Consider the following 24001-nt stretch of genomic DNA (forward strand, 5'->3'; position numbering starts at 1 on the left):
GTCAATCAAACAGGTCGTAGCGCAGCGGCTCGATGCCCCGCGCTCGGTCGATCTGGTCGGCAACGCGTAGCGCGGCTTCCAGTTCACTGATGCCGTGCTGCTGCATCAACTGAAAACGTTCGGCTTTCTCTTCGGGTTCCGTCATTGCCAGCGCCAGGTACAGGCTGGGCGGTACCGCACGGAACAGCAACTCCATTGATTTTGACAAAATCACCCCCTCCGTGAATTTTCCGGCTTCCTTGCGTGCGGACAGCATCAGGGCCTTCTGCGAGGCGTTCAGTTCACGAAACCGGGCAATCTTCTCCACCTCGTCGGGCGGCATGCTCAGGCAAATCCACCACTCGATCATGTTGAGCATGGGCTCGGCGGCTTTCGGCAGGTCGTCCAGGTTCTGCGTTGCCAGCCAGTACCAGGCGCCCAGTTTGCGCCACATCTTGGTGATCTTGACCACATAGGGCGCGAGCAGCGGGTTCTTGGTGATGATGTGGCCTTCATCGGTGACATTGATGATCGGGCGGCCGAGGAACTGGTCGCGCTCGGCGATGTTGTTGACGGTGTTGATCAGCGAAATGTAGGCAATCGACAGCTGCGCGTTGTAGCCCTCGCGGGCGAACGTGGCCAGGTCGACAACCGTGATATCGGCCTCCGGCCAAGGCGTACCCGGCCTGTCGAACATCTCGCCATCGACGCCCTGGCAGAACATGTCCATCGCATCGGCCATTTCCAGCAGACGAGTACGACGTGTCTCGGGTAACGTCGAATCGCAACCGCGTTCGCGCAGCGCATTGCGTACATCACGGGTCAGTACCGTGCGTTTTTCTATCACGCAGCGATGGGCGGCCTCGAGGATGCACTGACGGATCAGGCTGCGATCGGCACGGGTCATCCTGGCTTCCTCTCTGTCCTCCCCGCCGGTGATCATCAATCGTGCGGTGATCTCCAGTTCACCCAGCACATCACGTTGCTCGTCAGCACTGGCATCGCCCTCGGCGGATTCTTCATCGAGCGCGTCGGCATCGAGTGTCTGGACCTGGCTGGGCGTGTCGACCAGGCGCCAGGCGTCGGCGAAGGGCGCAAGGCTCACGCCTGCACCGGGCGAAAGCCTGACGCGATGCACCGTCAGCCCCAGACGCGCGGCGAACTCACCGTAGAGGCCAAAGCTGTTACCGGCTTCCACGATGAACAGCCGTGGCCGGTAGATGGCGGTGATCTGGTTGAGGATGTTGTTGAGCGTGGCCGACTTGCCTGAACCGGTGGGGCCGAACAGGAACAGGTGTGCATTCATCTGGCGGTCGAGTCGGTTCAACGGATCAAAGGTGATGGTGCCGCCGCCACGGTTGAAGAAGGTGATCCCGGGGCGGCCGGTGCCGGCACTGCGCCCCCAAGTCGGTGCCAGGTTGGCTACATGCTGCGCGAACATGAGTTGGGTGTACCACTGACGCTTGTCTTTGCCCGGGTCATAGACACAGGGTAACCAACGCAGATAGCTGTTGAGCGGCGCGACTTCATCTTCTTCGCGCACCGGTTGCAGGCCTGCGTTGAGCAGGACGTTGCCCAGTTGCAGACCGCGGGTATCGAGGTCTGCCATGTCCCGACCCCGAAGGTAGAACGCCAGCGAGGCGCGATACAGCTTGTGTGCACTGCCAATCAGCCCGCGCGCCTGCTGGACGTCCTTCAATGCCTGTTCCGAGGCCAGGGTTTCACCAACTGCCTTTTTCGCCAGGTGATTCAGGTGCGCCTCAAGAATGTCCTGCGGCGTGACGACCATCGTCAGGCACATCACCGTGTCTTCGGGCATCTGATCCATCAGGGCATTGATCGCATCACCGCCCTTGCGGGTTTCACCGGTGATGTGCCCGGTGTTGGGCGGCGTGCGCAACCGGTCGACAACAACGGTCCGGTGGGGCAGGTCGTCGAAGTACCACAGGCCGTTTTCGACGTCAGAGCGGGGCTGGCCGAAAAACAGGCGCTGCGCGAAATCCGTACCACTGGCCAGTTCCAGCTCGCCGGGTTCGGACTCCGTCGGATAGGACGTGAGGCGGTAGAAGCGTTCGCGGTCGTCTAACGTGGGGCCGAGCATCGTCGGCCGCGGGTTGAACCAAAGCACCAGCCAGGCATGAATATCTGCCGCCTGCAGGCGACGGGCGCGTATGCCCGCATTGGACAGGCCGCCGAGCAGCCGGTCGCAAATGACATTCAATGCCTGCTCGGGGGATTGCCCGCGTCGGGCGGGCGTACTCCCAGCCCGCCGATATACCACCAGGCGGACGCGGCGCGTTTGGCCGCGCCAGGGTAACTTGGTGACTGTGCGGTCCTCGAACAGGCCGCCCTGCTTGGCAACGGCCCGCAGATGGTGACCGAAAAAGCGCAGGTAGAACTCGCTGAAGGCGCTGCCCTGTGCCCGTGGCTGGAGATAACTGCGCAGGGAGGCAAGGTACGGGTTCCAGTCGGTCTCGTCCTGAGCGTAGAGCTGCATCACCCAGGGCGAGTCATCCAGTTCATCGAAACTGTCCTGTAGTGCGTTTTCCAGGGCGTCGCGCGCCTGCGCAAGCCAGGCCGCCTCACGGCCCTCCGTACCGACGGGCATCAATTCAAAAAATGCCGCGACGGAGACGCCGTCTTCGAGCAGCATGCATTTTGAGTCGGACAGGTATTCGACCCAGGGCAACAGATCGGCAAACGAGGGCGCGACGTCATAAAGCGCCTGCTCGACAGCCTGTGTGGCAGGACGCCGCCGCGTGGCACCGGGCTTGCCCGGCGTCGGAATGCCGTGAGCCTGCAGTTCGGCAACATGGCGCTCCCAGGCATCCGGCGTTGGCCTGTCTGTCTGAGTTGTCTCAGGTACGCGGGAAAATGGCCAGCGCATCAGTAGTTCTCGACCCGTTCACCGGGCATGGCGTACTGGACCCGCTGGTACAGGGGAAAGACGGTCGTGTACCCGGGAACGGGAGCGGGATCAGTGCCTGCCAGATGGGGGAAGACGTACATCACAAGGTCTGGATTGGGCAGGCGGTGGAACTGCCGGTAGATCTCGTTCTGCGCGGTGCGGGTATAGCTTGCGTTGACAGTCGGCGCCGCGTTCACATCGTCTTGCGTGAGTGACCGGCGCAGCGACTGCCGGGCGTCCAGCAACTGCTGGGCACTCTGCCCGCCACGCGCGGCACCGCCGGTCTCCTCGTTCCAGATATCGAGCATGGTGTTGCCGTCATGCGGCAGCATCTTTTCCTTGCTGGTCGAGCAGCCGGCCAAGGCCACGGCCACCATGAGGACCGTCAGGCCGTTAATCCAGATCCTGCGCATGGGGAGCGCCTCCTAAACGGTGATCGACGCGACGACCTTTGGGGGCGTAGTCGATGCTGAGGGGTTGTTCGAGATGGACGGCGACCTGGGCACCGGGCTTGACGTAGACGGCTGCGAAGGCCTGCCCGTAGAGCTTGTTCACCCACTGCGACATGTCCTGCACACCGCCCGCGAGGATGCGGCCCACCGCTTCGTTGCCGGTAATACCCACGGTGCCCATTGAACCGTTGTTGTTAGCCACCACAGCGACGCTGTCGTTGTCCGATTTGATCAGCGATGCGACGCCGGCACCCGCCGCCGTAATCAGCGCCTGACTGCCGAGGTACTGCTGGGCGTTGCTGCGGCGTTCACCTGAAACGCACGGGATGCCATAGGGATCGCTGATCCAGCCCAGGCCTTCCTGGGTAGCGTTGCTGCCCCTGTTGTCCTGCTGCTGGTTGCCACCGAGCTGGCCCTCTTCGGGCACGGTGCGGATGGTGCCGTCATGGAACACGAACGTCACACTGCGGATCTGGCCGCGCACGCAGGACAGCGTCCAGTCGCCTGATGCGGTACCGCTGACCACCGCGCCGGACACCTCGGGGAGGTCGATGCCGTTGGCGGTGAGGTTGTCGGGACCAATGAGGACCTTGAACGGGTAGGGGTCATTCACCGTACCGTCCACCGGCACGCGCCCGATCAACGCAGTCATCGCAATCGAGCCCATCAGCGTTGCGTTGGTTGGCACGGTGTAAACCGGCGTTGCGGTGGACACACCCGTCGCCTTGCTGCCAGCTTCCACGACGGTCTCCCGGGTCGCTTCCAGCGTCTTCTGCGCGGGCCCGAAACGGGTGGGGAAGCTGAAGCTGTCGCGCTTGCCAGAGGCGCTACTTTTACCATCGCGCCTGGCATCGTCCGGTTCAATCCAGTGAATACCGTCACTGCCGAGTCCATCGCCGTCCCCGGGTTTCAGGCCCAGACCGATGGGAAGGTCGGCATCGCCACGCTGACTGGACAGCCCTTCGATTTGGCGCTGCAGGTCTTGCAGCAAGCCCTGAGCTTGCTGCCGCTCGCCGGAGACCTGCTCACGGTCGTTGCGCAACTGGTTGCGTTCAGTCTCCAGCGCACTTTGGATGCGCCGGTCAATTGAGCCTTCACGCTGACGCAACCGCTCGTTTTCAGACTTCTGCGTTTTGTTGTCCGCCATCGCACCCTGCAATTCGGTACGCAGTTGTTTGACCTGACCTACCAGCGTCGCCACGGTGTCGCGGGGCGTGTCGCCTTCGATACCCAATGCCTTTGCCTCTTGCGGCGTCAGCCGGGGAGTGCCGTCATTGACCGGTTGGACGTTACCGTCGGAAAACAGCTTGATCCCGACGAACACCAGCAAGAGCGCCATGGGCACCATCAGCCACTTCAGCAGACCGTTACCTTTCATGACGAACTCCGTCCTTCGGGGCAGGCGTTGAGGGGGACGGCAGATTCAGCGCTGCATTGATCGGGCTGACTGCCGGCAACAGAGATTCGGCCAGGCCATGCCCTCGGGTCACCAGGTAAACCACCGAGGTGTCTTCCGGGGTACCGACAGGGCCCAAGGCTGAATGCTGAAACGTTGCGTTCGTGAAATCACCCAGCAGTTCGCGCGGATCCAGGGTGAGCCAGTAGGTCGACCTGTTGGCCAACCTGACGGCGGTCACCCACAGATCATCCAGCCGCCAGGCGGCGATGGCTCTGGCCTGAACGGGCAGGGTGGGCAGCAGCGCGTCTAGGGGCTGATGGCGGCGCAGGTTCACGCGCGTCACGCCAGGAACGGATTCGACTGTGCGCAGTGGGGCGTACAGGTGCTGCGCGGCGTAGCGGGTCAGAACCACGGGCACAGGTGTTTCACGGGCAGCACGAGGCGGGCTGGTCGTGTCGGCGCTGTCATGACTGTCCTGAGATGTCTGCGCCTCGCCGTAGCGTTGAGCAGGGCCCTCAGCCTCAACAATGCGCACGGGCTCCATCGCTGCCTGGCCTGCCCGAGCGGGCTCAGCCGCGATGTCCAGCAGGATCAGTGTCCCGTTGTCAGCATCCTGCAGTTGCAGGCGTGTTGGTTCGATGGGCTCACTGGCGCGCAGATAGAGTGCACCACCGGCACTTTGTACCCGCAGGCGTCCGGCGAGTGAAGCAGGCACACCCACGCGGACGTTGCGGTCGATGAACACGATCCGCTCCTGATCCACGACCAGGGAAACCGCCAGGGGCAGGCGCTCCCAGCGAAGGATCTCCACGGCGTGGACTGTCGGCGACAGCACAACGGTGAGCAGCAGGCTGAAGGCACAGAGCAGGTGTTTCATGGCGTCTCTCCCATAGCGCCACCCAGCCCGCCCGGCGTGGTGCTGGCAGGTGTGACGGGGTCGGGGCTGATGATGCGTTGCGGCGCGCCGCTGTAGCAGTCCAGGGCCAGGCCGAACGGGTTGCGCTCGGGGTCGACGTCCACCCGTACGACCTTGAGCGGGTAACGAACCAGCGCTCGTTTGACCTGCTCGGCGCCGTAGTACTCATCCGCCGTCACATCAAGCGTGACGATCCAATCGCGGTCGGAGACGACTTTCACCCGCTGGGCCGGGTTCTCGCCGTAGCCACGCCCCGGAATTTCATAAATGCCTCGTACCCGCTGGCGTAACTCACCTGCCGTACGGCGGTATTCATAGTCATTGCGCAGAAAGGTCTGGCAGGCGGGGGTGAAGTAGGGCGCCAGTACATGAATGTTGCGCGCATAGTCTTCGTCACCGTTGGTGGGCCAGCGCTGGAGTTGCTGCCAGATGTAGAACGAGAAGGCGTAGACGCTTTCGGGTGGCACTTCCCACCATTTCCGGGTACTGCCGGAGCGCAGGTCGGGCGGGACGTGCACGGTCAGGTCACGCGGTGCGCTCCACCAGCCGCCGCCCATCACCAAGGCGATAACAAGTAGTGCGCCAAGCCCCAGCCGCAAGGTCTTGATGTGCGACTGGAGGTGAGTGATTTCGTTCTTGAACCGGCTCACGCTGCCTTGCTCCTGCGCGTGCTCCAGTAACCCGATCGGATCACTAACGCGTGCGCGCCCACAAAAGACGCTAAGGCTGGATGACGCTGTGCAATACGCCACTGCAGTTGGCGATACAGCCAGGTATCGGGTCTGCCACGTTTCTGGCGACGCAGCATGCCTCCACCTGCAAACACCCCGGCAGCGATGCCCAGCATGATGGCCGTGGGCACGATGGCGATCGTCGAAAATACAAAGGCCAGCGGCACGCCAACCACCAGGCTGCCTGCCGCCGACAGCCCGGCGCAGATCCACAGCTCATCCGCGGTAAGGCCGCGGACGACCACGGGGTGACGGTTGAGACGGTGTGGAAGAAACACCACCGTCCCGTCAGGCCGAATGTCCTGATGCGTGCTCATGGCATGACTCCTAGAGCACGCCGGTGGCTTCAGTGAGCAGCCAGACACCAACGACCAGCAGGACGGCGCCCACGGCCACCGTCAGGCCGAATTGCCCCCAGGTTTTGCGGCCCGTGTGGATTTCCGCATAGGTACCGTAGGCGTGGTAGCAGACACCGACAAACATCGAGGCGACCACCAGCAAGGCAACGAGCATCACGATGTCGTAACCGTAATTGCGCAGCGTCTCCATGATGCCGGAGCCGGTGCCCCTCGACGGATCTTCCAGGGTTGGGAGGTCGGCCCGGACAAACGTCGGCAGCATGGCGAGTGTGGATGCCGAGGTCAGGACGGCCATACGTGCCGAATGCAAGCGATACGAGAGCAGGTTCATGATGTGAGCCTTTGCGTTAGGAGAGCAGGAAAAAAGTCAGCACCACGTACATCGCGATAAACCTCACCGCAACGCCGACGAACTGACGCTGGGAAATCCGCTGTTCCGACCAGCCGACATAGGCTGTGCGCAGGGCCCATACGCCCCACAGCAGCAGGGTTGCGAACACGGCGCCGAGCAGTACGCCGGCGACAGCAGAGGGGGTGAAGCCTGCATTGGCCTGAAAGGCGGCAAGCTGGTTGGCGTTCATCGGTCATCCTCCTGTTTGGCGTCCTGGCGGTAATCGCCAAGCAGTGCAGAGGGATCGCGTGGCTGTGCACGCTGAGGCGTCAGGTAGTCGTTGATGCCCGACCGCATGCGCTGCAGGTCGGCATCCAGACGCCGATAGTCGAAGTGATAGCGGGAGCGTGACTCGGGGGCGGTGCTGGCGGATTGTTTGGCCAGACGGTCAAGCAGGTCGAGCTGGCGGGCGACGGCCGCCAGGTGTTCACGCTCATACCCATCGTCAGCTGCGGCGGCGAGCTGTGTGATGAAGATACTGGTGAGCAGCAACGCTACGACAGGACGTCGCCATGCGTAAGCCGAATTGTGAAACCTTGCCATTGCGCCATTTCCGATGGACTCGAATGGCTCGATGCTGCGGGGATAGCTGGTGGAAAGCCGCAAACAATGGGGAGTTACTCCTCACCACTTTCCTTACAACATTTTTTTGGTGGTGTTGCGTTGTGCATTCTGAAGAGAGTGGCAGGGGCGATTGTTTCATCGCAGAACAGCTATCTCTTCATCTGTGTCTCTGCGTATCGAAATCGTGGACGCTCAGGGCGGATATCTTGTCAAATTTCACTTTAGCATTCTGATTGGAGTGCTAATCGCTTATTAGCGCTCCCGTGGGATGTTTATTGACAACAGTAACAAGGCGTGAGGTAATTGTTCTCATGGGAACTGATAATAGCCTTAAGCGTTCCTATGAGGATGATAAATGAGTACACCATTGCCGTTGCCCGTCGAGCGGGCGCTCCGCAAGCTCGGCAGCGACATTGAGCTTGCACGCAGGCGTCGACGGATTTCACAGGCCTCGCTTGCAGAGCGAATGGGAGCTTCTGTGTCCACTGTTCGGCGCATGGAGAAAGGGGATATGCGGGTGCCTATTCATTTCTTCGCCCGCGCCTTGCACGTGTTCGGTGAGGTACAGGCGCTGGCCAACCTGCTGGATACGGCGCACGACGACATCGGGTTGACGCTGATGGATGAACAATTGCCTAAACGTGTACGCAGTAAACCGCCGGCATCGGGGGCATTATGAAATCGGTTACTTCAGTTCGCCAGCAAGTCCAGGTCTGTCTTGGTAAGGCGGGAATACCTGTTGGCACTCTTATTTACGTCAAGCAGGGACGCCGTGAGAACACCACCTTTGCCTATGAGCAGGGATGGTTGGGGAATCAGGAGGGGTTCAATGTTTCTGCCGATCTCAGCCTGATCTCGGGTTATCAGCCACGTAGAGCTCCCTCAGCTCACGATTCGGTCTTTCATTTCGCCATTGCCGATACGACACCGGACGCTTGGGGACGCCGGGTCATCGCACGTGACCATGCCAAGCGTCGTAAGGGTAATCCATCGCTCGCGTCGCTGACAGAGATGGACTACCTGCTGGCGGTTGACGATTTCAGCCGGATCGGCGCGCTGAGACTGCGCGATCAGAACGGACATTATTGCCGGACGATTGAAGATGGACGGCGCGCTACACCGCCACTGCTGGAATTGCAGCGCATCTACCAGGCCAGCCGGGCAGTTGAGAAAGGTCAGGAAAGCACTGAAGATTTGCGTTACCTTCAGGGCAAAGGCACATCGCTCGGCGGGATGCGCCCCAAGAGCACGGTGGTCGATGAGGATGGCGCACTCGCCATTGGAAAATTCCCAAGCGTGGGCGACACCCGTAGCGTGACGCGCGGCGAAGTGCTGGCCTTATGCTTGGCAAAACAAGCAGGTATCAATGCCGCGCCGGCCCGTATCATAGAGTTGGACGGCGTACCGGTCGCTATCATCCGTCGTTTCGATCGCGATGGTGCTGATGGGCGTATTCCATACCAGTCCGCCGCGTCTTTGCTGCAGGCGTCGCGCGAAGAGGATCGAAGCTATACCGAAATTGCCGATGCTATCCGTTCCGTGGGGTATGCACCGACCGCAGATGTGCAGCAGCTGTGGCGGCGACTGGTTTTTAACCTACTGATCACCAATGTGGATGACCACCTGCAGAACCATGGCTTTCTTCATGTGGAAAAGGGGCTCTGGCGGCTGGCACCGGCATTCGACGTCAATCCCTTCCCGGACAAAGAGCGAGAGTCGAAAACCTGGCTGTCGGAGGAGGATGGACCGATCACCGATCTTGAGATGCTGCTGGCGCGGAGCACCTATTTTTCGTTGAGTCGGGAGGATGCGTTGGCCGTGCTGGCAGAAGTGTATGACGCCGTGCTGGACTGGCGGCAGATTGCGCTCAGTGCAGTGGTGGGGTTGCAAGCGAGCGAGTTGGACGATTTTGCGCCAGCGTTTGAGCACGAGCAAATGGAGGCGGCGCAGGCATTACTGGCCTGAAATACCGGTCAGCACTTATAGGTATTTTTTGAAGCTGCCTGCTGCGAGGTCTGTTGCGGCACCTAACAGAATTGCGCAGGGAAGCAAGATAAGAAGCGGGTGTGCGCTGACGGGCAGGGTCAGGTAAAGGACCCAAGGCATGACGGCGAGAGGCATCAGACTGGCCTTTGCCCGGTGGTAGACAAAGCCTGACTCACGGCCCGCACCAAAGCGCCTGATGTCCCGCCGCACCAGGCCATCGACCAGTCCGACGAAAGCTGCCATCAGGAATAGTGGGATGGTCAGTACCAGCACCAGCAGCCGGACGAGGAACACCAGTAGCGTGTACGCACTGGCGATCAGATCGTTCTCCAGGTACACATAAACCTGACTCAGATAAAAACGGAAATCCCGACCCGCTCCCTGGCTGGGTGAACTGGCTTTGGCCGATGCGTCGCGCATCCAGTCAATGAGCCCGCTTTTGACGAACACCCATTGGTAAGCCGTTTCTACCAACCAGGACGCCGTTTGTCCCGGTTCCTGCACCACGGCGCTGCGTGTGAAGTGTTGTGAGAGTTGCGTCAGTTCGTAGTCCAGCATGCCTTGCGCGTGCCGCCAGCCTTGATCGGCCCAGAACAGGTGCATACCCACACATTCGATCACGATGGACAGAAACAAAGACCCCAACAGCACGGCCACAAACCGGAATGGCAGCGTGATGATGCCGGTGATCAAACCCTGCTGTTGGGTCTGCTGGCGCTGCGCTGTGTTGGCCGGGTCACTCACGGTTGCGCCTCTTCAGCATCCACTTCGGCGGTCGCCATATGCCGGAACCCGTCAAGCAGGTCATCAGGCAGAGGGGCATCCTGCAGGCCCGGTAGTGCTTTGCTGTCCCACCAGTCACCCGCCTCGACGTAGTGTTGGCGCATGTACCCAGCAAGCTGCTGCAGGTCCCTAGGCATCACTTCGTCAGGGTCGGGTGCCGGCAGCGGCATGCGAATCTTCCAGAGGTTGCCGCCTTCGATCAGTGCAAAGCACTGCCCCTTGGGCAGGCCGACAACATGGGCGGGTTCGATCAGGGGCACACTCGTCGTCGTGATGCGGTCCTGGGTGTTGCTGGTAAAATCGGTCTTGCCGTGAATGTCGGAGCTGTCGGTGGCGCCGCTCATCAGTGAGGTGGTGTACACCTCAACCTTCGGCAGTTGTTTCGTGAGTAATTCGGCGGTCGCAGTTTCCCGCACCCTCAACATAAACAGATTGTTGAAGTTACCGACCACTTGACCGGCTTTGGCGCGGTTGCCAATACGCGCTTCAATGTCACTGAGCGTTTGCGTGTAGGCGGTGACCTGGAGACCGGCACCGCCGCCTTTGTTGACCATGGGGATGAACTCATCACCCATCAGTTCGTTGAACTCGTCGGCGTGCACGTTGATCGGTACTTTGACCCCAGACGCCGTGCCGGGTAGACCATCGTCAATACCGAACTTGTAGATGTGTCCAGCGACCGACACCAAGTCGCTGAACATGCTGTTGCCCACGGCGGCTGAAACCTCGGCATCCGAGAGCGCATCGAGGCCCACATACACCACGGCCTTCTTCCGGATAATCTGCATCCAGTCGAAAATGGGCCGGGGGTCGGCCAGATCGGCATAGTCCGGGGCCAGCAACTGAGAAATCTTGCCGGTCGTGAGCTTTTCCAGCAGGGGCAGCAACGAGGCGACAATTTTGTCAAAGTAGGTGCGGTCATAGCGTACGGCAGATCTGAGCCCGTCCAGCACCGGATCGTAGACCCTGACCTGTGACAGGTATTGTTCGAGCGCAATGACGCGCTTCTCGCGGCCGATCATGTTGCGGGGAGTGTTCTTGTCGTTGAGCCTGGCCTCGATCTGCACGATGACTTCCCAGGCCTTCGGCTCGTTGCTCGCGAAGTAGTGCTGGGCGTATTCGATAAACAAGGCATCGATGTTCACCACGTGCCGCTGGATCAGCAGGTAGTCGGGCCGCTGCCCCAGCTCGACGAGTGCACGGGCGATGATGTTGACGAAGCGCCAGGCGAACTCGCGAAACGCCGCGGAATTACCCTCGCCGGAGAGTTGGCCGGCAATGCGCGTGGCCACCTCGCTGATGCGACCAAACCGTCCCACGGCGTTGTAGCGGGCGGAAATATCTGGCCAGCCGAGGTGAAAAACATAGAACTCGCCCTCGCGCCCGGCGCGTTTGGCCTCGACATACATGCGCTTGAGCAGGTCCGCATCGCCTTTGGGGTCGAAGACGATGACCACTTCATGCTCGCCGGCTGCGTTACGCCGCCGGATGTCCTGGGTGATGAACAGCTCGGCGAGTCTTGTTTTGCCCACCCGCGTGGTGCCCAGGACGAGTGAATGCCCAACCCGTTCCCCCAGCGGCAGCGTAACGTCCACTTCATGCGGTTCAATGCCATGCAGGCGCGGCATGCCACCGACTGGAGGTAGCGGCCGCGCCGGATTAAATGGGCTGTCCCAGGCCGTCAGTCGGGCAAGCTTTGAGAGTGGGAAGGGTGCGAATTCCAGCCGCTCTTCCAGGCAGCGGGCGATGCGGTAGGCAGCCGTGGGTTCCACATAACGACGAAACTCGGGGCGGTACGTTTGCATCAGCCGATGCGTGTGCCGTTGATCCCAGCGAAACCCCCGACCGATGAACAGGCGCTGCTGACTGACCGGCACAGCACGGCTGGTCATCACGTACTTCGGCAGACGGCGGATATTGCGGCGGTAGCGCAGGATGGCCCAGGCTTCCCGCAGGCGGATCGCGCCAAAGGCGAAGAATGCCAGGGCCGAGCCCAGGCCGAGCAGCGGATTGAGCGCGAGCGACCATGGCGCCACCAGGCACAGAAGCGTGGCAGCGGCGCAGACGGCCACGGTGTACAGCTCCACCGCTGGCCGTAGTAGGACTTCCACCGCATGAGGCTGGGCCATGGCGAGTGGCTCACTGCTCAATGCCGGTGGCAGTGACCAGTACGGGGTAATGGTGCAACCCCAGGCGTTCTGCGAGATCGTCGCCTGATACCGGCGACAGTGTCAGGTCCGGGACCAGTCCGCGCAAGGTGGCAAGGGCGTCGGCAGATGCCACGTTGACGACCAGGCCGACCGCCTTCAACTCGCCCAGGATTGCAGCACGCTCGCGTAACCATTGGCGCGAGCGGTCGTCATCGCCGATCAGAAACATTGGCCGCAGCCCGGAGGCCTGGATGACCCTGCGCGGCTCCTCCCCCGGCGACAGCCGCCCGGAACGAACCGGCAGCATGTCTGTTTCGCTGAAACGTTGCTGTGACGGATGAGGTGCGGAGAGGGAAGGAGCTAACGGCTGGTCCTGGCCTGGTCGTAGATTCAGTGATTGGTAGTAGGGCCATGCCGAAACACCGCCACGGTCTTCGACCACGATCAACGAGGCGGCGTCTGCGAGCGCTCCCCCGGTGGCCAGGCATAGCAGGCCGAACAGCGATGGGGCGGCGATTCGCAGAGGAGGATGGAGCTTCATAGTGGTTTTCTCCTGAGGGAGTTTTCAGCGAGGGCGCCGCCGAGCACGTGCTGCAGGTGCTTGTGCACACTCATGCGGTAGCGGGCAGCCGGTGCCCCACCTGCCGGGCGGTGGTAGCGTCCAATGGCGAGCAGCCAGTCCTCGCCGTCGGTGTGCTGTTCGCGCAGAATTTCCGCTGCGATAACGAGGTTGCGATACGGGTCGAGTAGATCGCAGGGCTGCGGGTAGCGGTGCTTCTGATAACCCAGATTGATCTGGCCGAGGCCGGCGTCGACCCGTGTGGGAGGAGCCTCCCGCAGCGCCTTTTGCAGACCCGTACAGGCTTTGGCGCGGGAACTGAAACGGCGCGATACGCCTGCCACGTTCAGAGTCCAGGGCCATGGCACCAGCCGGCCATCGCGTTGCAGGCCGCTCTCCTGCAACGCCACCGCATACAGCACCGCAGAGGGAATGCCAGCCCGGTGAGCGGCGATCTGATATGCCGGAGGCGGTACGTCCTGCGCGCTGACGGGGACGATGATGGCCATCCACCCCAGTACCACGAGCCGATGACGCCAACGGGTCACTGCCGTTGCCATTGGCCATTGACCTGTCGCACAACGGCAGGCAGGTCCCCCGGCAGGCCCAAAGACAGCCAGCGACCGGCATCGTGGTTGAGCGTGATTGAACCGTTGCGTACGCGATCTGGATTGATCCTGGCGCGTTTTGCCCAGTCGCGAATGAGCGCGTCGTTGGCGCGGCTGCCAACCATGTAGAGGTCGAAGCCGACATCGGATACCTGCAACTGCTGAACCGCCAGGCCACAGGGCGCGCAGCCGTCCTTGATGAACACGGCGATGCGGTCGGTGCTGTTGGCTGTGGTGGAGGAATTGCGTGGAGTATGGCCGGGCAGGGTGACACGTTGCATGCCCGGGTGCAGGCGTTGCCAGGCGGCGTCGTAGGCCTGCTGGTATGCCAGCGTCTTTTCGACGCGGCGGGCTTCAACCTGAACCTGCAACTCGGCATAGCGGTCGCGTTCTTCCTCGGAGCGCGCTTCGATGCCGAGTGCGGTCAATGGGTCGAGGTTGGGCGAAAAAAGGCCCAGCGGTCCCTGCATCAATTGGCGATAGCGAGCCCATTCTTCCGTGTGCAACCCCCAGTCACGGGCCTGTTGTTCGTCGCTGACGCGTGAGGTCGCTGTTTGTTCCTCGCTGGGCGAGACGGTAGAGGCGATCGTGCGAGCGTTTTGTGCGATCACCGGAGAGTTAAAGAAGGCGATCAGGCTCAGCGTTAACGCGCGGAAAACAAGATTGCTGTTCATCCGGAGCCCCTATGGCAGCGTCAATCGATGCGTCTGACCGTCGTTCTCGCGCTGGAACACGGCGGTCTGGCCATCGATGGCTTGCAGGCGCCAGCCGCTGTCGGTCTCACCGGGACGCAGGACGCGCATCTCGGAAAAGGCGGCATTGCCAGTTGGCAGAATCGACAGGAATCGTTCGCCGCCGCGAAGCTCCGTTCCCATAACCGTGAACGGTAGGTTTGCTGTTTGGATTGGCTTTGTGGGGTGTGTCACACGGGTGCGCACCGGTACTGGAGTCGTCTGGTTGGGTTTATCCAGACGGGAGGTCAACTGGTCGATGCGTGTTTCCAGAGAAGACAGGCTGGCTGCTGTCAGACGCTGGTCGAGCCCGCTTTCGACGGCGGTCATTCGTTGCTCAAGTGTTTTGCTATCAGCCTCATAACGGGCTTGGGTCAAGGCGACAGGCCGTTTCTGCAGAACGTCGAGGCGCTGGTTCAGATCAGTCAGTCGGGCTTCCAAGGCAACAACCTGGCTGGCCTGAGCGTTGGCGCTGGCCTGGGTGGCCAGACTCGACAGTGAGACATGGTTGACGATCGTGGCTGCGCTAGTGAGGACCAGCCATGTGATACCTGCTGCACGCAACAGCATGCTGCGGGAAACGGCTGTGGTGGATTGAGATCCCGTCATGGCCTGGCCTCCGTTTTCAATGGAGGCCGCGCTATGCCGACAGGGGCGACTGGTCCGGATTGGGGAAGGGCGCCATCGGTGGTGGGCTGTGCTGCGTGTGTGAAGCAGATCCGGCGTGCGCCGTCGTCGACTTCCAGATCCCAGGCAGGACCGGCCAGCGTGAGCAGCGCATCACGCAACAACAGCGGACCCAGTCGGTAATGCGAAGCCGGTAGCGGGAGCGCATTCAGCGCTGCGATATCACTGCTGGAACACAACTGGTAGCCAGAACGGAGCAGGACATGACGCAGGGCGTCCCCAACGGTGGCTGTGCGTGTCTCGGGAACGGCCACATCGACGACCTGAAGCAGCAGGTCCTGTTGCGCTGATGCCGGGGCCAACTCGACCAGGGTGTACCGGCCATAACGCACCACCGGGATGAACTCCGGCATCCAGCGCGCGGACGCGCTGGGACCTTTCTTTGCGGGTTCTGCCGGAGTGGGCGGGGTAGGCGCGGATGCCGTCGTGCAACCGGCCAGAGCGGTTGTCATCAGCAGGCAGAGTAAGACCTTGCTGGGGTGATTTTGGCTGAATGCTGGCATCGGTCGATTCTCTGGAGCGTGGAACCGACACCATCGCCTCACAAGGCCGGTGCATCAGCAAACAATAGGATTCGCCGAGTCACCAGATTGATCATGGCCTTGGCCGCGCTCGGAAACTCTGCCTTAGGCCAAGGGGAACAGGGGCCGAGTTAGGCCCCCGGGCGGTGAAAAAAGTGACTGACCGGTACTGGCGACCGGAAGTCGGTAGATAATGGCAAGAGCGGCCTCAGCGTTCCGACGGTAGCCGGATCATGGTGGCACTGCGGTCGGCCTCGGACATGATGCTAAGGCTGATTTCGCGGGTGACCACGTAGAATGAATTGAGCTGCCAGTCGATCTTCAGCGCGGCGTTGTTGGCGTACCATGTCTCGTCGGAAACCTGGCCCCAGTCACCACGCGCATGACGTTGAAAGAACGGCATTGGATCAAGGCGACCTTCACGCATCAGGCGATCGACGCCCTTGCTGAAGATCAACGCGCCAACCGGAAACAACAGCTTGGAGTGGCGGCGGTGGTATCTGGATGAATGTGCCATGGAAGTTTCCTTGTTGAGGACCACAGCACCCTTGGGGGATGGGCCCCAACAGGTGGATAAACCGACAATCTCGGCCTTCAGGGGGCAACTGCCTCGACGAGTAATTGAATGGTCGTGAGACTGCGTTGCTCGTCAGTGATAACCACCAACGCTAAATCACCACTGATGGCACGGTGCTCCTTGGGCGGAGAAGGGCTGCGCGGAGCGCAGATGTGGGAGGTATCGAAGGTTCATGCTAAAGCTCCTTTGGGATAAAGAAGTCGGTCCGTGGATGCGCAGTAGCGGTTGGATGGCGGATGCATGGGGCATGGTGATGTCCTTACGAAGAAGCAGGGACGGCACCAGCCCGCGAGGCCAGTACAGTCCCTTGGGGATTGAAGAGCGCTCTGGCAGGAGCGATGTGTGAGAATCGCTGACTCTGCCCGGAGTGGGCAAAGTCAGCGAGCGGTCAAGCTTTGAGCTGTCGCAAACCTTCGGCCAGCAACCACAATGCCCGATTGAGGCGTACGTTTTGATCGATGCCTTGCACCGGGCGTGTGCGTTGATGACGACCGTTGGCAGTCCGGCCGGACAGACCTCCTTTGACCAGATTTTCCTGTACTCGGTTAAACACCGACCACAGATCCGTGCGTTGGTCATCGAACCGGCGTGTCGCCAACACCTGGCTTTCAGTGATCGGCAGCACCTTGTCCGGGCTGTCGTACTTGAGCATCAGTGCCGAGCGCGCAAAGACCTCTGCTTCGCCATCGTCGAGCGTGATAGCTCGCATGGCTTCGTGGGAGTCCTGTACTTGGTCGAAGCCACGCAGGACTTCATAGGCGCCCTCGATGACATGTTCCGTCACGTTGCCCTTGTGAGGCACACGGACGTCACCGACGATGTTGCCGCACACCAGACCGTTTTGGCAGACAAAGCGGAACATACCCGCCAGCATCTGATAGCTGCTCGTACCGTCGTGACTATTGAGCAAGATAATTTCATTGGCCTCTTTGCCATTGATCTGGCTCGCATGACGAAGCCGGAGCATGTGCTTGGTGAATTCACGACGGTCTTCGTGACGCACGCGGGTCTGGCACACCATGAAGGGCTCGAACCCTTCATCGCGTAGTTTCGCCAGTACAGCGCAGGTCGGTATGTAGCTGTACCGCTCGGAACGGCTTTCATGCGGGTTTTCCGCGAAGATGGAAGGGGCGACTGCGCGGATCTGGTCATCCGACAGCGGATGATCAGCACGTAGCACGGGGGAACGTGATGCAAAACGAGAGGCAAGTTGCATGACAAACTCCTTGAAAATTGAGCAGCCGACAACGACTGGCTAGGAGCCAGGCGAGCACGAGTGCATAGGACAAAAAGCCCCGCGATGCAGGGGCTGGACGAAAATTGGCAGGAAGAAGCCTATCTGCATGTCGGTCGTACCGATGCGGATGGATACGCCAATGGCGTAATAACCCATTAGGCAATGAAGGAAGGCCGGGGCTTATGTTGGCCCGATATCAACCGCACGAGGGTTGAATCGAAGGACCACCCCGGCGTTACGGATCAGAACGACTCGGCCAGTGCCGGTGTTTGTGCATCGGTGGCTTTGTCGACAGGTTCTGCAACAGGCTCGGAGGTTTCCGAAGCGGGTGCTTCTTGGCTGACAGGCGTTTCGGAAGCCGCAGGGGCTTGCGATTCGCTTTCATCGGCCTTGGTCGATTTCGGCTCGGCCTTGTAAACCAAAGTACTGTCGACCTTGATCCAACTGATGAACAGCAGACGGGCCTTGAGGCTCACTCCCTGTTCGCCTGCACGTTTACCTTTGGTGTAGGTGAACGTATCAGCCCACAGGTCGCTGAGTCGGAACCCGATCATCACTTTCTTCTCCGCCTCGACGGCCTCGATGCAGCGACGAACCAGGTGTTGTGCTTCCGAGCCCGATACGCGCGTATCAAAACGCACGTACGAGACGTCGTCGCTCGGACCATTGAGCGCTGCGATATCGCAGGCCAGGAACGGATCACCTTTCTTTGGCTTCACTTCGCGAACGCGATTGAGATAACCGAGGCCGGTGATGTGAAGATCGAAAAAGGTTTTTTCGGATGAAGTGGTCATGGTGAATCTCCAGACTTGCAGGACAAGAGTGCGGAGACACACCGACCCGGACGGGAGGTGTGTAACCCCCGCGTGGGTTGATGGATCCTGGGATCCGGTACAACTAGACTGGCATCACCATCGAAGACTCGATGGGCGTTCGCATCTGGGATGCCGAGTGCGAACTGGATTGATCAACGCGGACGGAACCGCGCCGTAGTCTTGAAGATCGTGACCACCTGGGCATGTTGCTGACAACGTCAGCGGAACACGGCTGTAACGTGGCACCCGTGCGATGTGCCCGCTACCGGAAATCGGTACTGGCGCGCATCCCCATTGTTCAGTCACCACAAAAACAGGCGATGGACGCTTCGTCGGAATCGAGCATGTCGCGCTGGTGGGCGGTGAATCGGGCTAGGTCGGCATAGCTCGGGTCATCGTGGCGAAAGCGCGCGCCGCTGGGTTTGCTGGCAAGATTCAAAGACTCCATACGTATCCACCAGACGGCGGACCCCGGTTTGGCCTTGATCAGTGCCAGCCGCTGTCCCTGTGGCTTGAGAAAGCACAGGTCGCAGTTGCCTTCGAGCGTGCGGCCGTTCACGGTCAGCAATTCCAGATCGAAGGGCTGGGCCTGCCAGAAGGCGGTCACCTCGCGCACGCCAGCCTCGGCCAACGGCATGCACATCGTCTCTCGCTGGACTCTGTGGAATGACTGCGCGTCCTGATCTTCGCCACGCGGTGCTGCTCGTCAGCCCGGATGCCGATGAACTGATCCCAATCGGTCCAACCCAAACTGCTTACGAACTTGTGCATTGCACGGATTTTCAGGGAGGTGGTGCAACCCAGAGCTACCGGGTTGGGCAGGTGCTGGCGCTTGCGGATTAGCGCCTCGAAGGGTTCGCCTTGCCGGCTGGCGTTTGCGAAATTGACCACCGCGAAGCCGGGCAACGCATCGCGATATTCGAGCCATTGGATCGGCACCTGCCACCGTACGCTGCACTCGCGTACGAAACGCAGCGTGGCCTCCACTTCCTTGCCGGTGTTGGCGAAGCAGACTACGGTATCCGCAGGCAGGCCCGCATTGGCTGCAGCACTCGCCACAGCATGTAGGCGCTGGTGCGACCGCCGCTGAAACTGATACAGGTGGGTTGGTCAATCTTGAATGGGTCGCGCATGTGAGCTGTCTCCAGGCTGGCGTGCCGGCAGGCACCGACGACAGAAGGAACTCCTTGTGAAAGGAACGAGAGACAGGCATGCGGTCACATGGCCGTTGTTCAGAAAAGGCCCCCGGATGGAGCAATGCTGTTCACTTAAGCGGAGCAGCGTTGCGATCCACTGGATATCGGGTTTTAGACATCTTCACTGCCCTGGGTCTCGACGGCCTGGGGCATTTTTTTATGAACAGCGTGCCGATGCTGCCGCGCAGCTCCTTCAATCTTCGTGGTGTGTGCGAGGGCGACAACACCGCTGCCATAACAACCAAGTGGCTGGCAATAAACTGGCAGGCAAATTTGAAACTGATCTCGCAAGGCGCCCGCTGGTGGGCCACGGCGGCCTGACTGGCTTCTCTACGCACGACGTTGTAACCGAGTAGCAATCCCCACAACTCCTGATACACCAAGTCCACGGTTTTGCTTCGAAGCGTCAAGGCGTTGTCCTGCATTGAACTTTTGATATCCCTGAACCCCAGTTCAATTTCCCAGCGTTCGTGGTACAGCGTAGCCACTTGTTCAGCACTGAACTGCTCGGAGGGCAAAGAGGTGAATACCGTTTTCTCTTTTCCTTGGATTTCGTAGGTCACCGCTCGAACCTGCCAGTGCTCCGGCAGCGTCGGATTTTTCTTTCGAGCCTGAGGCGAGACGCGCATTTGAAGAAGGCGATCCCCGTCGCCGTACCGCAGCAGTTCTGTGGACACAAGGCCTTTTCGCTCTGGAATAAGCCAGTGCCGATTGGCCGCACCGTTCTGGATGTTCAATAGCAAGTCGGCGCTGAAGAACCCTTTATCCAGCAAGGTGACCGAGTGAGCGGGAATCGCCTCGACAAACTCGGCAGCCAAGGGGATTTCCCCGCGACGATATGGACTGATGGCCGCATTGGCGAGTACATGAGAACGGACATTCATCAAGGCCACCAGACGCAGGACCGGGTACGGTGTTTGTCGTTCGCTGGAGGTATTGCCTGCCCCGAAGTGATCACGCAGTTGCGGTGTTTCCTGGGTTCGAAACAACGCACCATCGACGGCAAAGACTTGCAGTTCATGCCAGTGGTCTTTCGGGTAACGCTCATAACCCCAGACATTTGCGCACTGCTGGAAGAGCCACGAAGCGGGTTCTTTACCCAGACGCTGCCTGGCTTTGGAGAGAGCGCTGTTGGCCAGAAGCACTTCGTTGGCCAAGCCCTTGGAGCAGATATTAAGGCGGCGAGCGACCTCGGCAATCGGTTCGCCGCGAAAGAAAGCCATGCCCACCACCAGCCATAAAACCAGGTCGGAAGGTAATCGGCGACGGCGAATGCTGGCTTGCTCAGCTAATGTCGCCGCAGCCTCTATCCATTCCACTGGGATGTGTTCCGCCAAGACATCCAATCGAGCAAGGGACTGTCCGGCAGTTTCCAAAACAGTGTTCAAATCCTGGGCAATAGACAAAAAAAATCCGGAATCCTTATCGAATTCCGGATTTTCCAGCGGTTCAAGGATTAGTCAACAATCCTTAAGTGAACAGCATTGCCCGGATGGAGGCCTTGTGATCAGGTGGTGAGCTAGCCTTTACCAGGCTTGGACGCAACGGCTTGCAGCGAAAGCTGTGTCGGCGTGGCCGACAACTCAAGATCGTCTTCACTGTTGAGGATGCGGGTGAAGACAGCATCGTGAGGATCAAGAAACTCCCCGAAGTCATCCCCGCCAAGCTCGGTGCGGGCGAGTTCCCACCAGTCATCGAATGGATCGATGTCGGGATCGCAGCCAACGGCGTAGGCCAGCAGTTTTTGCTGCCCATCGGGTGTACGCTCGCCGAACTCGGCCAGGAAATACACCCCATGATCCTTGGCGAGGATGAGGCGGCCCTTGTGAGCGATTGCCTCGGCCAGCACGGGACGCAAATTTGTACCTTTGAATCGCAACATGGTGGTCTCCATTGCTTGAGGAAAATGCCTCCCGCCAGGAAGGCAGGAAGCTGGACAGGTAAGGAGTGGTGTTGGTCGACTGATCAATGCCGGATCGGCTTGCGCCCGTCCGACAGGATTTCCACCTGGATCTGCCGCCAATGCCCGTCGTCGATCAGGTGTTCCAGCGTTTCGCCGAGCATGTCGAAGTACACCTCGTCCACGCGCTGGATGAGTTCATCAGCGTGGCGCAACTCCACGGCGTAATGGTCGCCGGCACGGTCATAGAGCACCGTGACGCGGCCCTGGAATTTCTCCGTGGAGACCGTGAAGCTGATCGCGGGTGGCGTTTCGATGATGTTGTTGGGCAACGGGTCGACCCAGGTGAAATCCCTGGCCTTGGCATCCACCAGGAGGTGGGTGATGCGCCGGAAACCATCGGGAGCGGGCAGTTGCTCCAGTTGATGAACGAGTTCCTGCAACTCCGGGCAACGCAGTTCAGGGGCCGGCAACTTGGCCGGTGCTGATCCGAGAATGTGTGTCTTCACCGTGTATGGAGTGCCGTCTGAGGCTACTTCTGTGCGCTCTTCGGGCGTATCCGCGCGAAGACCGTCGAAGCGGCGACGAACATAGGGTTGGACTTGTACCTTGGTGCCTTCGTCGGGTTCCTGGCTCACCTGGTGGCGATCCAGTACGGCGAATTCGGCACGACCGATCTTGACCACAATGACCTGATCGGTCTTGGCGACAATTTTGCCCTCGAAGGGCTGCGGGTCCATACGGACGCCGAGCGAGGATTCCTGCGGAAGGTCTTCGTAGATGCGGAACTTGAAGCTGCGAACATTGCGCGGAACATGGGCCGACACCAACGCTGGTATCTGCGTGCGAATGGACGAGTGATCCATGGGGAGACTCCTTTGAGGAAAACAAGGGACTCCTGCCCGCAAGGGAGGGTATCCCTTGGGGGGTGGGTAAATAGATGCTGCGTGCATCAGGGAGCACAGTGACCAGCGCGCAAAGCCGCACCGAAGTCTTGAAGGTCTCGACTACCTGGGATGGTGCCGGCTACGCCAGCAAACCTGTGCGCAGAATGACATCGCCACACGGCGGTAGGCCCGCGTCAATCGGCAACCGGCGTGCCCCGCATTTGTCGTTTCATCCGAGCAGAAAAAAGCCCCTCGGTTGAGGGGCTAGAAGGTATGTCGTGGCAAGGGTCATTCTTCGTACAACGGCAAGCCGTCGAGTACCGGTGCGTCGGCGTCGAAGATCAGGATGCGGACATCAGCCTGCGCGGCCAGAAGAAGAACATTCACCAGCGACTCCGGCATGCCTTTGTCGCATTGCTCCTGCCGCAACTGCTCGGCGGTGATGCCTTCGACGTACTGCAGGTTGGCATCGGTCCAGGGCGTGGCAATCACCTTGACGCCGATCGCCGGGCTGTATGGGATCCGGAAAGCGACGAACAGAAAACCGATCGGCGTGGCGATGTCTGCAAGCTCTGTCAGGTAGCAACCCGCTTCTTCGGTGATGTGCGCCGTACTGATTTCCCAGCATCGGCTGTAGAAGCCAGTCTCAAAAGTCAGGCGCCGTACAACTTCCCGCGCGTCCTCAGCGGCGTAGGTATCGCCGATGTGGATGGGCTGCCCGGCATCGCCGCCGAGGACGGCGTAGACCACCGAGCGGACGATTCCTTCGGTTTGGCACTGTGCCTCAAGGTCGTCGCCGACCTCCTGGCCTTCCGTGATCAGCGCGAAGTCGTTGCACAGGATGCAGGGAAACTGTGCGATTTGATCGTCCAGAAGGTGTGCTTGGCTGGGATGAAGTCGCCGCCATACGGGCGGGCTGTCGTCTTCATAGGTGATGCAGAGAGTTCGAACGACATGCAGGTTTTGGTAGCCTCGGATGAAAGGATTGGGAGTCTGAGACATGGTATTTCTCCAGCAGAGGTTAGGCGGAGCCCATCCCCAACTGGGGATCGGGTCCCAGTGGGTGAATAAATGCTGGTGCTTCAGTCGAAGCACTCAGCGTTGGAGGTATCAAGCAGAAGCTGCGCAACGTGCGCTCGCAGGATCGCTTGAATATGCAGGTCGGAGATGCCGACAAGTAGGCTCACCGTCTAGCGCTTGAGTAGGCACGATGTTTCATCGATCTGGTTCTGCAGCACGGCCTCGCGCAGTTGTTCGCCGAGATTCAGTGCCTGTGTTGAGTCGTGGGTGGAATATCACCTCGTTGCTGATGACGCAGCCATGGCCGCCGAACTCGAACAGTCGTGATTTGCTGCACAGTGCCATGGGAGCCTCCAGAAGACGATGCGCCATAGGCGCGGTGGATTGAATTCGCGTACGCCGACACGACGGCAGTTCTGAACTGGTCAGTGCCATGCGTCGAATGAAGAAACGCGGGGTTGCGCGGGAATGAAGAGCATCGGCGCTAGGTGTGGCGCACGTCCGCGTAAAACGATGCGAAGCGGACTGGATCGGTCTACGTGGAACCTCCACGTCGCAGCCTGAGGACCGTGGCTGCTGGCATGGTGCTGACCGGAGTTAGCAACAGATGGTGGCAGAATGGCAAAGCGGCTTCATGGCGTCTGC

Annotated in this window: 25 protein-coding genes and 1 pseudogene; 2 read left to right on the top strand and 24 right to left on the bottom strand. The window is 60.4% G+C overall.

What is annotated here, in order from left to right; translation table 11 throughout:
* Position 1: 1 nt before the first annotated feature.
* The 9 genes from BLU63_RS18950 to BLU63_RS18990 are packed head-to-tail and all read right to left on the bottom strand — an operon-like array spanning position 2 to position 7678.
* Complete coding sequence (locus tag BLU63_RS18950; protein WP_083375963.1) at positions 2-2866, bottom strand: conjugative transfer ATPase; 2865 nt, start codon at positions 2864-2866, stop codon at positions 2-4.
* Positions 2866-3300, bottom strand: coding sequence for a TIGR03751 family conjugal transfer lipoprotein (locus BLU63_RS18955; RefSeq protein WP_057978221.1), 435 nt, complete (start codon positions 3298-3300; stop codon positions 2866-2868). The genes BLU63_RS18950 and BLU63_RS18955 overlap by 1 nt, the downstream gene beginning before the upstream one ends.
* Positions 3281-4717 carry a TIGR03752 family integrating conjugative element protein gene (locus BLU63_RS18960; RefSeq protein WP_057978220.1) on the bottom strand — a complete coding sequence of 479 codons (1437 nt, stop codon included), beginning with the start codon at positions 4715-4717 and terminating at the stop codon, positions 3281-3283. The genes BLU63_RS18955 and BLU63_RS18960 overlap by 20 nt, the downstream gene beginning before the upstream one ends.
* Entirely contained in the window at positions 4707-5615 is a 909-nt protein-coding gene (locus tag BLU63_RS18965) for a TIGR03749 family integrating conjugative element protein (RefSeq protein ID WP_057978218.1), read from the bottom strand. The genes BLU63_RS18960 and BLU63_RS18965 overlap by 11 nt, the downstream gene beginning before the upstream one ends.
* The gene (locus tag BLU63_RS18970; RefSeq protein ID WP_048350987.1) at positions 5612-6304 is read right to left on the bottom strand and encodes a PFL_4703 family integrating conjugative element protein; all 693 of its coding nucleotides are present in this window, start codon (positions 6302-6304) and stop codon (positions 5612-5614) included. The genes BLU63_RS18965 and BLU63_RS18970 overlap by 4 nt, the downstream gene beginning before the upstream one ends.
* Positions 6301-6702 carry a TIGR03750 family conjugal transfer protein gene (locus tag BLU63_RS18975; protein WP_028622317.1) on the bottom strand — a complete coding sequence of 134 codons (402 nt, stop codon included), beginning with the start codon at positions 6700-6702 and terminating at the stop codon, positions 6301-6303. Before BLU63_RS18975 ends, BLU63_RS18970 begins: the two co-directional genes overlap by 4 nt.
* Positions 6703-6712: 10 nt before the next feature.
* Positions 6713-7039 (bottom strand): TIGR03745 family integrating conjugative element membrane protein, encoded by a 327-nt coding sequence (locus tag BLU63_RS18980; RefSeq protein WP_082631599.1) that lies wholly within the window; start codon positions 7037-7039, stop codon positions 6713-6715.
* Positions 7040-7091: 52 nt separating this feature from the next.
* On the bottom strand, positions 7092-7325 hold the full coding sequence (locus BLU63_RS18985; protein ID WP_057978215.1) for a TIGR03758 family integrating conjugative element protein: 234 nt from the start codon (positions 7323-7325) through the stop codon (positions 7092-7094).
* Positions 7322-7678, bottom strand: coding sequence for an integrative conjugative element protein, RAQPRD family (locus BLU63_RS18990; protein WP_057978213.1), 357 nt, complete (start codon positions 7676-7678; stop codon positions 7322-7324). The genes BLU63_RS18985 and BLU63_RS18990 overlap by 4 nt, the downstream gene beginning before the upstream one ends.
* 376 nt (positions 7679-8054) lie before the next feature.
* On the opposite strand from BLU63_RS18990, the gene BLU63_RS18995 reads away from it, so the two are divergent.
* Together BLU63_RS18995 and BLU63_RS19000 are read left to right on the top strand one after the other, a co-directional pair.
* Entirely contained in the window at positions 8055-8378 is a 324-nt protein-coding gene (locus BLU63_RS18995; protein ID WP_024718120.1) for a helix-turn-helix domain-containing protein, read from the top strand.
* Positions 8375-9664: a type II toxin-antitoxin system HipA family toxin gene (locus BLU63_RS19000; RefSeq protein WP_057978211.1), complete on the top strand. Its 1290-nt coding sequence runs from the start codon at positions 8375-8377 to the stop codon at positions 9662-9664. Before BLU63_RS18995 ends, BLU63_RS19000 begins: the two co-directional genes overlap by 4 nt.
* A gap of 15 nt (positions 9665-9679) precedes the next feature.
* Here BLU63_RS19000 and BLU63_RS19005 read toward each other — a convergent pair whose 3' ends face one another.
* From BLU63_RS19005 to BLU63_RS19075, 15 genes and pseudogenes are all read right to left on the bottom strand, one after another.
* Positions 9680-10429, bottom strand: a complete 750-nt coding sequence (locus BLU63_RS19005; RefSeq protein WP_057978209.1) for a TIGR03747 family integrating conjugative element membrane protein — start codon at positions 10427-10429, stop codon at positions 9680-9682.
* Positions 10426-12597 (bottom strand): type IV conjugative transfer system coupling protein TraD, encoded by a 2172-nt coding sequence (gene traD, locus BLU63_RS19010; RefSeq protein ID WP_083375964.1) that lies wholly within the window; start codon positions 12595-12597, stop codon positions 10426-10428. Before traD ends, BLU63_RS19005 begins: the two co-directional genes overlap by 4 nt.
* A 10-nt stretch (positions 12598-12607) precedes the next feature.
* Positions 12608-13159 (bottom strand): integrating conjugative element protein, encoded by a 552-nt coding sequence (locus BLU63_RS19015; protein WP_083375965.1) that lies wholly within the window; start codon positions 13157-13159, stop codon positions 12608-12610.
* Positions 13156-13686 (bottom strand): transglycosylase SLT domain-containing protein, encoded by a 531-nt coding sequence (locus BLU63_RS19020; protein WP_231990897.1) that lies wholly within the window; start codon positions 13684-13686, stop codon positions 13156-13158. Before BLU63_RS19020 ends, BLU63_RS19015 begins: the two co-directional genes overlap by 4 nt.
* 35 nt (positions 13687-13721) lie before the next feature.
* Positions 13722-14459, bottom strand: coding sequence for a TIGR03759 family integrating conjugative element protein (locus tag BLU63_RS19025; protein ID WP_057005357.1), 738 nt, complete (start codon positions 14457-14459; stop codon positions 13722-13724).
* 9 nt (positions 14460-14468) lie between these two features.
* Positions 14469-15125: a hypothetical protein gene (locus BLU63_RS19030; RefSeq protein WP_057005356.1), complete on the bottom strand. Its 657-nt coding sequence runs from the start codon at positions 15123-15125 to the stop codon at positions 14469-14471.
* Positions 15122-15706 (bottom strand): PFGI-1 class ICE element type IV pilus protein PilL2, encoded by a 585-nt coding sequence (gene pilL2 / locus BLU63_RS19035; RefSeq protein WP_057005355.1) that lies wholly within the window; start codon positions 15704-15706, stop codon positions 15122-15124. Before pilL2 ends, BLU63_RS19030 begins: the two co-directional genes overlap by 4 nt.
* A 226-nt stretch (positions 15707-15932) precedes the next feature.
* Entirely contained in the window at positions 15933-16241 is a 309-nt protein-coding gene (locus tag BLU63_RS19040; protein WP_083375967.1) for a hypothetical protein, read from the bottom strand.
* 448 nt (positions 16242-16689) lie between these two features.
* Complete coding sequence (locus tag BLU63_RS19045; RefSeq protein ID WP_057005354.1) at positions 16690-17517, bottom strand: DUF932 domain-containing protein; 828 nt, start codon at positions 17515-17517, stop codon at positions 16690-16692.
* Positions 17518-17780: 263 nt separating this feature from the next.
* Positions 17781-18332 (bottom strand): STY4534 family ICE replication protein, encoded by a 552-nt coding sequence (locus tag BLU63_RS19050; RefSeq protein ID WP_083375968.1) that lies wholly within the window; start codon positions 18330-18332, stop codon positions 17781-17783.
* A 319-nt stretch (positions 18333-18651) separates the two neighbouring features.
* Positions 18652-19486 (bottom strand): annotated as a pseudogene (locus BLU63_RS19055) (phosphoadenosine phosphosulfate reductase domain-containing protein).
* A gap of 131 nt (positions 19487-19617) precedes the next feature.
* Positions 19618-20955, bottom strand: a complete 1338-nt coding sequence (locus BLU63_RS19060) for an IS4 family transposase (RefSeq protein ID WP_082643881.1) — start codon at positions 20953-20955, stop codon at positions 19618-19620.
* Between the two features lie 113 nt (positions 20956-21068).
* Complete coding sequence (locus tag BLU63_RS19065; RefSeq protein WP_057005352.1) at positions 21069-21431, bottom strand: DUF3085 domain-containing protein; 363 nt, start codon at positions 21429-21431, stop codon at positions 21069-21071.
* 83 nt (positions 21432-21514) lie between these two features.
* Entirely contained in the window at positions 21515-22315 is an 801-nt protein-coding gene (locus tag BLU63_RS19070; RefSeq protein ID WP_057005351.1) for a hypothetical protein, read from the bottom strand.
* A 309-nt stretch (positions 22316-22624) separates the two neighbouring features.
* Positions 22625-23338 carry a DUF5983 family protein gene (locus BLU63_RS19075; protein ID WP_083375969.1) on the bottom strand — a complete coding sequence of 238 codons (714 nt, stop codon included), beginning with the start codon at positions 23336-23338 and terminating at the stop codon, positions 22625-22627.
* Positions 23339-24001: the final 663 nt, after the last annotated feature.

The organism is Pseudomonas mandelii (assembly GCF_900106065.1).
In the GTDB taxonomy this organism is placed as follows: domain Bacteria; phylum Pseudomonadota; class Gammaproteobacteria; order Pseudomonadales; family Pseudomonadaceae; genus Aquipseudomonas; species Aquipseudomonas mandelii.

Coding starts and splice junctions, on each gene's coding strand:
- BLU63_RS18950 (WP_083375963.1), bottom strand. CDS start 2,866: ATGCGCTGGCCATTTTCCCGCGTACCTGAGACAACTCAGACAGACAGG.
- BLU63_RS18955 (WP_057978221.1), bottom strand. CDS start 3,300: ATGCGCAGGATCTGGATTAACGGCCTGACGGTCCTCATGGTGGCCGTG.
- BLU63_RS18960 (WP_057978220.1), bottom strand. CDS start 4,717: ATGAAAGGTAACGGTCTGCTGAAGTGGCTGATGGTGCCCATGGCGCTC.
- BLU63_RS18965 (WP_057978218.1), bottom strand. CDS start 5,615: ATGAAACACCTGCTCTGTGCCTTCAGCCTGCTGCTCACCGTTGTGCTG.
- BLU63_RS18975 (WP_028622317.1), bottom strand. CDS start 6,702: ATGAGCACGCATCAGGACATTCGGCCTGACGGGACGGTGGTGTTTCTT.
- BLU63_RS18980 (WP_082631599.1), bottom strand. CDS start 7,039: ATGGCCGTCCTGACCTCGGCATCCACACTCGCCATGCTGCCGACGTTT.
- BLU63_RS18985 (WP_057978215.1), bottom strand. CDS start 7,325: ATGAACGCCAACCAGCTTGCCGCCTTTCAGGCCAATGCAGGCTTCACC.
- BLU63_RS18990 (WP_057978213.1), bottom strand. CDS start 7,678: ATGGCAAGGTTTCACAATTCGGCTTACGCATGGCGACGTCCTGTCGTA.
- BLU63_RS18995 (WP_024718120.1), top strand. CDS start 8,055: ATGAGTACACCATTGCCGTTGCCCGTCGAGCGGGCGCTCCGCAAGCTC.
- BLU63_RS19000 (WP_057978211.1), top strand. CDS start 8,375: ATGAAATCGGTTACTTCAGTTCGCCAGCAAGTCCAGGTCTGTCTTGGT.
- traD (WP_083375964.1), bottom strand. CDS start 12,597: ATGGCCCAGCCTCATGCGGTGGAAGTCCTACTACGGCCAGCGGTGGAG.
- BLU63_RS19015 (WP_083375965.1), bottom strand. CDS start 13,159: ATGAAGCTCCATCCTCCTCTGCGAATCGCCGCCCCATCGCTGTTCGGC.
- BLU63_RS19020 (WP_231990897.1), bottom strand. CDS start 13,686: ATGGCCATCATCGTCCCCGTCAGCGCGCAGGACGTACCGCCTCCGGCA.
- BLU63_RS19025 (WP_057005357.1), bottom strand. CDS start 14,459: ATGAACAGCAATCTTGTTTTCCGCGCGTTAACGCTGAGCCTGATCGCC.
- BLU63_RS19030 (WP_057005356.1), bottom strand. CDS start 15,125: ATGACGGGATCTCAATCCACCACAGCCGTTTCCCGCAGCATGCTGTTG.
- pilL2 (WP_057005355.1), bottom strand. CDS start 15,706: ATGCCAGCATTCAGCCAAAATCACCCCAGCAAGGTCTTACTCTGCCTG.
- BLU63_RS19040 (WP_083375967.1), bottom strand. CDS start 16,241: ATGGCACATTCATCCAGATACCACCGCCGCCACTCCAAGCTGTTGTTT.
- BLU63_RS19045 (WP_057005354.1), bottom strand. CDS start 17,517: ATGCAACTTGCCTCTCGTTTTGCATCACGTTCCCCCGTGCTACGTGCT.
- BLU63_RS19050 (WP_083375968.1), bottom strand. CDS start 18,332: ATGACCACTTCATCCGAAAAAACCTTTTTCGATCTTCACATCACCGGC.
- BLU63_RS19065 (WP_057005352.1), bottom strand. CDS start 21,431: ATGTTGCGATTCAAAGGTACAAATTTGCGTCCCGTGCTGGCCGAGGCA.
- BLU63_RS19070 (WP_057005351.1), bottom strand. CDS start 22,315: ATGGATCACTCGTCCATTCGCACGCAGATACCAGCGTTGGTGTCGGCC.
- BLU63_RS19075 (WP_083375969.1), bottom strand. CDS start 23,338: ATGTCTCAGACTCCCAATCCTTTCATCCGAGGCTACCAAAACCTGCAT.